General features: G+C 64.2%; 7 protein-coding genes and 1 pseudogene. 6 read left to right on the plus strand and 2 right to left on the minus strand.

What is annotated here, in order from left to right; translation table 11 throughout:
- Window positions 1-776: pseudogene (locus Q427_RS30005) on the plus strand (LysR substrate-binding domain-containing protein); the annotation flags it as partial.
- Here the strand turns inward: Q427_RS30005 and Q427_RS10000 are convergent.
- Window positions 763-2,397: an ATP-binding protein gene (locus tag Q427_RS10000; protein WP_043513483.1), complete on the minus strand. Its 1,635-nt coding sequence runs from the start codon at window positions 2,395-2,397 to the stop codon at window positions 763-765. The pseudogene Q427_RS30005 and the gene Q427_RS10000 sit on opposite strands and share 14 nt — an antisense overlap.
- A gap of 3 nt (window positions 2,398-2,400) precedes the next feature.
- Window positions 2,401-3,114, minus strand: coding sequence for a winged helix-turn-helix domain-containing protein (locus Q427_RS10005; RefSeq protein WP_043513486.1), 714 nt, complete (start codon window positions 3,112-3,114; stop codon window positions 2,401-2,403).
- Window positions 3,115-3,452: 338 nt separating this feature from the next.
- Here Q427_RS10005 and Q427_RS10010 point away from each other — a divergent pair, with 338 nt between their 5' ends.
- From Q427_RS10010 to Q427_RS33795, 5 genes are all read left to right on the plus strand, one after another.
- The gene (locus tag Q427_RS10010) at window positions 3,453-6,353 is read left to right on the plus strand and encodes a ribonucleoside-diphosphate reductase subunit alpha (protein WP_043513488.1); all 2,901 of its coding nucleotides are present in this window, start codon (window positions 3,453-3,455) and stop codon (window positions 6,351-6,353) included.
- A gap of 229 nt (window positions 6,354-6,582) precedes the next feature.
- Window positions 6,583-7,833, plus strand: a complete 1,251-nt coding sequence (locus Q427_RS10015) for a ribonucleotide-diphosphate reductase subunit beta (protein ID WP_043513490.1) — start codon at window positions 6,583-6,585, stop codon at window positions 7,831-7,833.
- 279 nt (window positions 7,834-8,112) lie between these two features.
- On the plus strand, window positions 8,113-8,421 hold the full coding sequence (locus tag Q427_RS10020; protein ID WP_043513492.1) for a hypothetical protein: 309 nt from the start codon (window positions 8,113-8,115) through the stop codon (window positions 8,419-8,421).
- 68 nt (window positions 8,422-8,489) lie between these two features.
- Window positions 8,490-9,263 carry an alpha/beta-hydrolase N-terminal domain-containing protein gene (locus Q427_RS33790; RefSeq protein WP_231613596.1) on the plus strand — a complete coding sequence of 258 codons (774 nt, stop codon included), beginning with the start codon at window positions 8,490-8,492 and terminating at the stop codon, window positions 9,261-9,263.
- Between the two features lie 47 nt (window positions 9,264-9,310).
- Entirely contained in the window at window positions 9,311-10,135 is an 825-nt protein-coding gene (locus tag Q427_RS33795; RefSeq protein ID WP_231613597.1) for an alpha/beta-hydrolase family protein, read from the plus strand.
- Window positions 10,136-10,423 lie beyond the last annotated feature (288 nt).

Here is a 10,423-nt window from a genome sequence, read left to right on the forward strand (position 1 = left end):
CAGCTCTTCGTGCGCAAGTCCCGCCCGGTGGAGTTCACCCGTGCGGGCCAGCGGCTCCTGGTGCTGGCCGAGCAGGTGCTGCCACAGGTGCGCATGGCCGAGCGGGACCTGGCCAGGCTGGTCGGCCAGTGAGCCCGGGCGACTGCACATGGCCATCGAATGCCATAGCTGCTTCCAGTGCTGATGCCGACCATCGATCACTTCCGCGATCACTGGCCGGAAGTGGAGATCGATATCCCCGGGGGCCACCACTTCGACCCGCTGCCGGCGCTGGCCCGGGAACAGCTCGACCTGGTGATCACCGCCGACCCGCAGACACTGGCCGGGGTCTACTACGAACCGCTGTTCCGCTATCAGGGGCTGCTGGCGGTGGCTCGTCAGCATCCGTTGGCCGACCGACCCTTCGTTGTTCCCCAGGACCTGGCCGAGGAGACGCTGATCACCTACCCGGTGGAACACAGCCGGCTGGATGTCTTTACCCAGTTCCTCGACCCCGCCGGGGTGAGGCCACGGGAACTGCGCACGGCGGAACTGACCATCATGATGATGCAGCTGGTGGCCAGCGGACGCGGCGTCTGCGCGCTGCCCAACTGGGCGCTGACCGAATACCTGGAGCGGGACTATGTGAAGGCCGTGGCCCTGGGGGAAGAGGGAATGTGGAGCACGCTGTATGCCGCCATTCGGGAAGAGAGCCGCGACCAGCCCTGGATGGAGGATTTCCTGCGCACCGCCCGGGAGACCTCGTTCGCGGTTCTGGAGGCATCAGGCCGGCTTGAGGGGAAGCCGCTCGGCTTCCTTCGGTTTCGGCAGCAGCAGCGAGAAGCGGGCCCCGCCCAGCGCCTGGCTGTCATCCACCACCACGCTGCCACCGTGCCAGACCATGACCTTCTGGACGATGGAGAGCCCCAGCCCGTAGCCGCCCGAGCGGCGCGTACGGCTGTCGTCTAGCCGGGCAAAGGGCTTGAAGATGGCCTGACGGTCGCTCTCCGGTACACCGGGGCCATCGTCCTCGATATCCAGCCGCACCAGTCGCGCTTCCACCGAGAGGCGCACCAGCACACGAGATCGGGCATGCCGGCAGGCGTTGGCCACCAGGTTCTGCAGGGCGCGCTGCAAGTAACGGGCATCGGCGAGGGCCTCCACTTCGGGACCGGGCACCAGCTCCAGGTGCAGGTGGGCGTGCAGCGGAGCCAGGGTATCGAGCACCCGCCTGGCCATGGCACGGCAGTCGACGGCAGTGCGTTCCAGCTCGGCCCCGTTGACGATGCCGCTGTCGAGGCGGGCATAGGTGAGAATTTCGTCGATGAGCTGGTCGAGCTCCTCGATGTCGCCATCGATGCCCTGCAGCTGGCGATGGACGGCCGGGTCGTCGGTCATGTCCTCGACCATCTGCACGGCGAAACGGATCCGGGCAACAGGCGTGCGCAACTCGTGGGATACGGCGCGAATCATCTCCTGCTGGGAGCGCAGCAGCGACTGTACCTGGGCCGCCATGGCATTGAAGGCCATGCCCACCCGGCCGATGAAACCACCGCCGTCGACCTTGACCCGGGTGTCGAGTCGGCCACTGGCGATGCGGCCGGCGGCCAGCTCCAGCCGTGCCAGGCGGGCTTCCACGCCACGCACGATGAGGTAGATGATCGCCGCCAGCACGGCCAGCATGATCACCAGCACCAGCAGCAGCAGGGAAATGGGGGTCGGCTCCAGGGCCGAAACCGGACCGATCGATAGCCACTGCCGGCCGTCATTGTGCGCAGGTACGGCAAGATAGACTGTCAGCGCCCAATGGCCAGGCAGCAGGCGGATGACCAGCTCACCCTCACGCAGGCGCGAAAGCTGGTGGCTGTCGAGCCCCTCCGGCGCCAGGTCGCTGAGCTCGATCGGCAGGGCATCGGTGGTCACATTGGCCAGCCGCCGCTGGCGGGCCTCGCCTTCCACCTCGGCCAGCCAGTCCCCCAGCATCTGGGCGAGGCCGCGCAGCTGGCGCTCATTGAGCCCCGACAGCCTCGCCTCGAGCACCCGGTACTCCCCGGCGATCCGGCGATAGAGACGCCAGTTTGCCCCGTCCTCCGGCTTGACCAGCACACTGCCACGCTCCAGACGCCTTCGCTCGAACCAGCTCAGGTCGGCATCGTCGGGGCTACGCAGGGAAAGGCGCATGTCCAGCCGGTCGGACTGCTGGGTCAGCCATTCACCCCGCTCGTTCGCCGGCAGCGCGGCGACCTTCCTGGTCAAGAGTTGCAGCGGCGCTTCGGCCAACTGCTCGCGGTACTGTTCGATACGCACCCGGTCGACCAGAGCCAGCCCCATCAGCGCCAGGCCGAAGGTCAGCAGCAGCGCCATGGCCAGGGCCAGGTAGACGCGCAGGAAGGTGCCATCGGCCAGGAACCGCTGCATGGATCAGGCGTCCTTGACGAACAGGTAACCCTTGCTGCGCACCGTCTTGATGCGGTGCGGATGGTTGGGGTCGTCACCAATCTTGGGCCGTATCCGCGAGACCCGGACGTCGATGGAGCGATCCTGGCCGTCGTACTTGATGCCGCGCAGGTCGCTGAAGATCTCCTCGCGGGTGAGTACGCGGCCCGCATTGCTGGCCAGCAGCCACAGCAGGTCGAACTCGGCGCTGGTCAGATCGATGCGATCGCCTTCCAGCCAGGCTTCGCGGGTCGCGCTGTCAATTTCCAGGTTGCCGAAAGAGAGGCGGACGTCGCCACCCTGCTCGGTATTGTCCGCCCGTCGCAGCAGGGCACGCATCCGTGCCAGCAGGACCCGGGGCTGAACCGGTTTGGGGACATAGTCATCGGCCCCCATCTCCAGCCCCAGCACCTGATCCATGTCATCGGTGCGGGCGGTCAGCATGAGAATCGGTCCGCTATAGTCGGGCCTGGCCCGTCGACAGATCGACAGGCCATCTTCACCCGGTAGCATCAGATCGAGGATCACCAGATCCGGCTGCAGGGCCAGGATCTGCTCGACGCCTCGCGAGCCCTCGGCTTCCACGGTCACCTGAAAGCCGTTGGCCTCCAGGTAGTCCCGCGTGAGTTCGGCCAGGCGCACATCGTCCTCGATAATCAGCACGTGTTCCATGTCACTACTTTCCAGGTTGTCTGCCATCCTCGTCATCCCCGTGCTGGGCAATTCATTTGCATTTCCGGGACACCCTGTCCCGCCATCTTCATCAAGGATACCCGAAATATGTCATTTCGCATGCTTGTGTTGATATTGCGTACAAACAGCCAGACCCGCGAAGCATAGCCTCGCTGGACGACGATGCCACAGGAAGTCACCAGCTCACCCACAGGTTATCCACTTGATGACTGCCAAAAAGCACTCTATCTTGTGTTCAGCCACAAACAAACCACAAGATGATGTGCATCTAGCAAGCCACGCCCTTGCTGTCAATGCCCATGTCACCCCGACGAAAAGCCCCGAGAGGAAGGGAAAACCCCACCATGGAACAGCTCCAGACCCCCGATGCGGCCAGCCTGTCCATCACCGCGCCCCAGACGCTGCGCGTCATCAAGCGTAACGGCGATGTGGCGGCCTTCGATGTCAGCAAGATCGCCGTGGCCATGTCCAAGGCCTTCATCGCCGTGGAGGGCGACAACGCCGCCACCTCCTCCCGGGTGCGCGATTTTGTCGCCGAAGCCTCGCGCACCATTGCCGAAACCTTCCAGCGCCGCATGCCCGATGGCGGCACGGTACACATCGAGGACATCCAGGACCAGGTGGAGCTGGCACTGATGCGTGCCGGCGAGCAGAAGGTCGCCCGCGCCTACGTCCTCTACCGTGAAGCCCACGCTCGGGCCCGGGCCGCTGCCGGCGACGACATCGAGAAACCCCATCCGACGCTCAACGTCACGGCCGTGGACGGCAGTCGACGGCCGCTCGACCTGGGACGGATCGAGACCCTCGTCTTCGACGCCTGTGCGGAGCTGGCCAACGTCGACCCCAACCGCATCGTCGAGGAGGCGCTGAAGAACCTCTACGACGGGGTTACCGTCGATGGGGTATCCCAGGCGTTGATGATGACCGCCCGCACCCTGGTGGAGAAGGACCCCAACTACACCTACGTCACCGCCCGGCTGCTGCAGGACAACCTGCGCCGCGAGGCACTGTCGTTCCTGGGCGTGGCCGAGGAGGCCACCTTCGGCGAGATGGCCGAGCTCTACAAGCCGGCCTTCCACGCCTACGTGGCCCGTGGCATCGAATTCGAGCAGCTCGACCCCAGGCTTGCCGAGTTCGACCTGGAGCGGCTGGGCGATGCGCTGGACCATACCCGCGATAACGCCTTCACCTACCTGGGCCTGCAGACCCTCTACGACCGCTACTTCATCCACAAGGATGACGTACGCTACGAGCTGCCCCAGGTGATGTTCATGCGCGTCGCCATGGGCCTCTCGCTGAACGAGGAGGACCGCGAAGGCCGCGCCATCGAGTTCTACGAGCTGCTCTCCAGCTTCGACTACATGGCCTCCACGCCGACGCTGTTCAACGCCGGCACCCTGCGCAGCCAGCTCTCCTCCTGCTATCTCACCACCGTGCCCGACAACCTGGATGGCATCTACAGCGCCATCCGCGACAACGCCCTGCTCTCCAAGTGGGCCGGCGGCCTGGGCAACGACTGGACGCCGGTTCGCGCTCTGGGCTCCTACATCAAGGGCACCAACGGCAAGAGTCAGGGCGTGGTGCCCTTCCTCAAGGTGGTCAACGACACCGCGGTGGCGGTGAACCAGGGCGGCAAGCGCAAGGGTGCGGTCTGCGCCTACCTGGAGACCTGGCACCTGGACGTCGAGGAGTTCCTCGACCTGCGCAAGAACACCGGTGACGACCGTCGCCGCGCCCATGACATGAACACCGCCAACTGGGTGCCGGACCTGTTCATGAAGCGGGTCTTCGACGACAAGGAGTGGACGCTGTTCTCGCCGTCCAACTGCCCGGACCTGCACGATCTCTATGGCGCCGCCTTCGAGAAGCGCTACGAAGAGTACGAGGCGATGACCTACAGCGGTCAGCTCAAGCTCTACAAGCGTGTCCGCGCCAAGGACCTGTGGCGCAAGATGCTCTCGATGCTGTTCGAGACCGGCCATCCGTGGATCACCTTCAAGGACCCGTGCAACCTGCGCAGCCCGCAGCAGCACGCCGGCGTGGTGCACTCCTCGAACCTCTGTACCGAGATCACGCTCAACACCAGCGTCGACGAGATTGCGGTCTGCAACCTGGGCTCGATCAACCTGGCCCAGCACGTGTCCGATGGCCAGCTCGACAACGAGAAGCTGGGCAAGACGGTACGTACCGCATTGCGCATGCTCGATAACGTCATCGACATCAACTACTACGCGGTGCCCCAGGCCCGTAACTCCAACTTCAAGCACCGTCCAGTGGGGCTCGGCATCATGGGCTTCCAGGATGCGCTCTATGCGCTGGGCATCGCCTACGCCAGCGACGATGCCGTCGAGTTCGCCGACCGCTCCATGGAGCTGGTCAGCTACCACGCCATCGAGGCATCCAGCGATCTCGCCGCCGAACGCGGCCGCTACGAGAGCTTCGACGGCTCGCTCTGGAGCCAGGGTATCCTGCCCATCGATTCCATCGAGAAGCTCAGGGTTGAGCGCGGCGAACAGTACATCGAGGTGGACACCTCCAGCACCCAGGACTGGGGACGCATCCGCGGCAAGGTCGCCAAGCAGGGCATGCGCAACTCCAACGTCATGGCGATCGCGCCTACGGCCACCATCTCCAACATCTGCGGCGTCACCCAGTCCATCGAGCCGACGTACCAGAACCTCTATGTGAAATCGAACCTCTCCGGCGAATTCACCGTGGTCAACGCCTTCATGGTCAATGACCTGAAGGAGCGCGGCCTGTGGGACGAGGTGATGATCAACGACCTCAAGTACTACGACGGCAGCGTGCAGCCCATCGACCGGGTGCCGGATGACCTCAAGGCGAAGTACGCCTCCGCCTTCGAGGTGGAGCCCAAGTGGCTGGTCGAGGCCGCCTCACGCCGCCAGAAGTGGATCGACCAGGCCCAGTCGCTGAACCTCTACATCAAGGGTGTCTCCGGCAAGAAGCTCGACGTGACCTATCGCATGGCCTGGTTCCGCGGCCTGAAGACCACCTACTACCTGCGCGCCCTGGGCGCCACCTCGGTGGAGAAGTCCACCGTGGAGCGCGGCACCCTGAATGCCGTGAGCAACGGCGGTGCACCGGAGCCGAGCCCGACGCCCACCGCGCCGGCCGCGTCCGAGCCGCGGGGCATCGAGGACTTCCTGAGCGGCAAGGCGGGCAGCGGTTCGCGCGCGCCCAGCGCCGGTGAGATCGACGATCTGGGCTGCGAGGCCTGCCAGTAGCGCCATGGAGGCCGGAGGCGACCAATCGCCTCCTCGCTATCACGCCTTGGGCTATTGCAACCAGTGAAGCGAGAGGCGCCGGGGGCAAGCCAAAGAGGAGGTCCTACGCCAGGGATGGCGTCGGTAGCGCCCAGGGATGGGTTCACAGCGCCTCCTCGCCGGCTTGCCGACGGATCAGCCTCGAGTGATAGGCCGCGATAGCCCCCCACCAAATCTGAGGGAAATCGAAATGCTGAACTGGGACGAATTCAACGAAGACGAGACTGCCGTTGCCGACAAGCCGGCACAGGCAGCCCCGGCGCCCACCGCCAAGCCGCAGCCAAGCGCCCCGGCTGAAGCCGGCGAGGTCAAGGAAGCTGGCGGCAACTACGTGGTCGCCGAGGCCGACCGCATCAAGCGCGCCCGCAAGTCGCTGGAGGAGCTCGACGTCGCCGCCGGCCTCGAGGAGCTGGAGATGGGCGCGGCGCGCATCGAGGTCAGCGACAAGCAGATGATCAATGCCCGCGCCGACTTGAACCAGCTGGTGCCGTTCAAGTACGAATGGGCCTGGCAGAAGTACCTGGACGGCAGCGCCAACCACTGGATGCCCCAGGAAGTGAACATGAACGCCGACATCGCCCTGTGGAAGAGCCAGGAAGGGCTCACCGCGGACGAGCGACGCATCGTCGAGCGCAGCCTGGGCTACTTCTCCACCGCCGACTCGCTGGTGGCCAACAACCTGGTGCTGGCGCTGTACCGCCTGATCACCAACCCCGAATGCCGCCAGTACCTGCTGCGCCAGGCCTTCGAGGAGGCGATCCACACCCACGCCTACCAGTACTGCGTGGAATCCCTGGGCATGGACGAGGGCGCGGTCTTCAACATGTACCGCGAAGTCCCCTCGGTGGCAGCCAAGTCGGCCTGGAGCCTCAAGCACACCCAGTCGCTGGCCCGTGCCGACTTCAACACCGGCACCCCGGAGACCGACCAGGAGCTGCTGCGCAACCTGGTGGCCTTCTACTGCGTCACCGAGGGCATCTTCTTCTACTGCGGTTTCAGCCAGATCCTCTCCATGGGTCGGCGCAACAAGATGACCGGCGTCGCAGAGCAGTTCCAGTACATCCTGCGCGACGAGTCGATGCACCTGAACTTCGGCGTCGACATGATCAACCAGATCAAGATCGAGAACCCCCACCTGTGGACGCCCGAGTTCCAGGACGAGGTCACCCAGATGATCCTCGAGGGCACCGAGCTGGAGATCGCCTACGCCCGGGACACCATGCCCCGCGGCGTGCTGGGCATGAACGCGGCGATCATGGAGGAGTACCTGCGCTTCATCTGCAACCGCCGCCTGGCCCAGATCGGCCTCAAGGAGCAGTACCCCGGCGCCCAGAATCCCTTCCCCTGGATGAGTGAGATCATCGACCTGCGCAAGGAGAAGAATTTCTTCGAGACCCGCGTCACCGAGTATCAGGTGGGGGGCGCGCTGAGCTGGGATTGAGCGGACTGGCAAGCCGGGGGAATACCCGATCGTTGCAAGCTTGGGAGGAAGCACCATGACCGAACCGAGAAGTGTCATCAAGCGCGTCTATGTACCCACACAGGTACGTGACCTTCCCAACGGGGAGCGGCTCCGCATCCCCGGCTACTATAAGAAGTCACCGTCGAGCTGATATGGCAACGCCCCACCCGAAAACGGGCGGGGCGTTTTTCATGAACCCTGGCAGCGCCTGCGACCGGGCAATGCCTCTCTCCAGACGCAGCAACCGAGGACAATCCGATGCATGCAACCCGACCCGCAGAAGCACGTCGCGACTCCCGAGCATGGCAGACCGCCCTGGACCGTGCACTGGCCGCCCATCGCAGCACAGACGCCTTCGCCTACTATCCCCATGTGGCCTTCGCCTTCCCCTCGTCATCCCCCAACCCCTACTCAAGGGACTATCCACTGCTCGACTACCGGGAGCTGAAAGAGTGGGCAACCTCCCGTGGCTGGCGGGTCCGTCCTGCCCCGGAACGGGCACCCGCAGGCGAGAAATACAGCCCGCCGGTGCGTTTTACCCGCGGCAAGGCATTGCGCTCACCTTGAACCTGCATTGCACTCATCTGCCCTGGCCCCTAGTCTCTTAGGTTTTTGACGACCGGCGCAGGGACAACATGCACCACACCGCCATACAACTGCTTCGACAATTCTCGGCAACAGGCCTGCTGGTGGGGACGCTGTTCTTTGCCTTCTCCCTCACCCCGAGCCTGCTGCCGAGGCCCATGTACTCACAGGGCATCGTGTCGGGGCTCTCCCTCGCCGCCGGTTACGCACTGGGCTATGCCGGCCACTGGCTCTGGTACTACCTGCACCTGCCCGCGCCCAGCCCCCGCCAGGCGCTAACCATCAAGCTCACCGCGGCAGTGGTGTGTGCCGTGATCGCCATGGCCTTCCTGTGGCAGGCCTCCGAGTGGCAGAACAGCATTCGCGAGCTGATGGGCATGGAGCCGGTCAGCGGCATACGTCCGTTCTACATCGGCACGATCACCCTGCTGGTCTTCACCGCCCTGCTGCTGGTCGCCAGGCTGTTCCGGCGCACCTTTCGCTTCCTCTCGCGACGGCTGCAGCGCCACATTCCCCACCGGGTATCGAATGTCATCGGCGTCGTGGTCGCCGCGATGCTGTTCTGGTCGGTCATCGACGGGATCATCTTCACCCTGGCCCTGCGCGTCGCCGACAACTCCTTCCAGCAGCTGGACGAGCTGATCCAGGACGACCTGGCGCCACCCAGCGACCCGATGTTGACCGGAAGCGCCAGCTCATTGATCAGTTGGGAAGCGCTGGGCAGTCGCGGTCGGCGCTATATTTCTCGAACGCCTTCCGCGGAGGAGCTGACGGACTTCCTGGGTGAGCCGGCCAAGGCCCCGATACGGGTCTACGTGGGCTGAGTGCCGCAGAGTCACCGACCCAGCGTGCCCGGCTCGCCCTGGAAGAGCTGAAGCGGGTCAACGCCTTCGAACGCTCGGTGCTGGTGCTGGCCACCCCCACCGGCCGCGGCTGGGTCGACCCCGGTGCCCAGAACACCCTGGAGTACCTGCAGCGTGGCGATGTGGCCACGGCAACTATCCAGTACTCCTACCTGCCGAGCCATCTCTCGATCATTGCCGAGGGAGATTACGGGGCAGAGAACGCCCGCGCCCTGTTCGAGACGGTCTACGAGCACTGGACCACCCTCCCCGAAACGTCACGGCCAAAGCTCTATCTGCACGGGCTCAGCCTGGGGTCGCTGAACTCCGATCTTTCCTTCGACTTCTACGACATCATCGACGACCCCTTCCACGGCGCCCTCTGGAGCGGCCCGCCCTATCGCAGCGAAACCTGGCAAGCGGTGACCCGCAGCCGCGAGCTCGGCTCGCCGGCCTGGCTGCCGACCTTTCGCAACGGCTCGGTGGTGCGCTTCATGAACCAGTATCAGGGGCTGGAAATGCCTTATGGCGAGTGGGGGGATTTTCGGATTGCCTTCCTGCAGTACGGCAGTGACCCGATCACCTTCTTCGAGCCCTGGTCATTCTTCCGGGAACCGGAGTGGATGCAGGAGCCCCGGGCACCGGACGTCTCGCCGGAGCTGCGCTGGTATCCGGTGGTGACCATGCTGCAACTGTTGGCCGACCTGACCATCGGCAACGCCCCGCCCGGCTACGGCCACTCCTTCTCGGCCAGACACTACCTGGACGCCTGGGCGGAATTGATCGAACCGGAAGACTGGACCGAGGCTGAACTGGAGCAGCTAAGAGGACGGGTTGCAGACTCCTATCCATGAAGTCAAATCATTTGCTTCCTCACACTCACCTTCAGACTACCTTAACTTAGGCTGGTCCCACGCATAATGGCGAGGGACTTCGCCCATTTCAAATCATGATCGCTGAGCTGTAGTCCGCTCAGCTCTGGAGAGGATTACTTCATTCACCCCATTTACCTCCATGATCCAATGCTATAGCCAGAGGAACCATTTCCAAAAGAGCTGCGAAGCATACCAACAGCCTCTTCACTATACCTAACCCTTGTATTGCCCGTGATATTTAAATCAAAGTCAATGCTTCCATTAAGG

It is taken from the genome of Halomonas sp. BC04 (assembly GCF_000568385.1).

Bases quoted from the DNA above. Each gene is read 5' to 3' on its own strand.
- Q427_RS10000 (WP_043513483.1), bottom strand. From the start codon at position 2,397: ATGCAGCGGTTCCTGGCCGATGGCACCTTCCTGCGCGTCTACCTGGCC.
- Q427_RS10005 (WP_043513486.1), bottom strand. From the start codon at position 3,114: ATGGCAGACAACCTGGAAAGTAGTGACATGGAACACGTGCTGATTATC.
- Q427_RS10010 (WP_043513488.1), top strand. From the start codon at position 3,453: ATGGAACAGCTCCAGACCCCCGATGCGGCCAGCCTGTCCATCACCGCG.
- Q427_RS10015 (WP_043513490.1), top strand. From the start codon at position 6,583: ATGCTGAACTGGGACGAATTCAACGAAGACGAGACTGCCGTTGCCGAC.
- Q427_RS10020 (WP_043513492.1), top strand. From the start codon at position 8,113: ATGCATGCAACCCGACCCGCAGAAGCACGTCGCGACTCCCGAGCATGG.
- Q427_RS33790 (WP_231613596.1), top strand. From the start codon at position 8,490: ATGCACCACACCGCCATACAACTGCTTCGACAATTCTCGGCAACAGGC.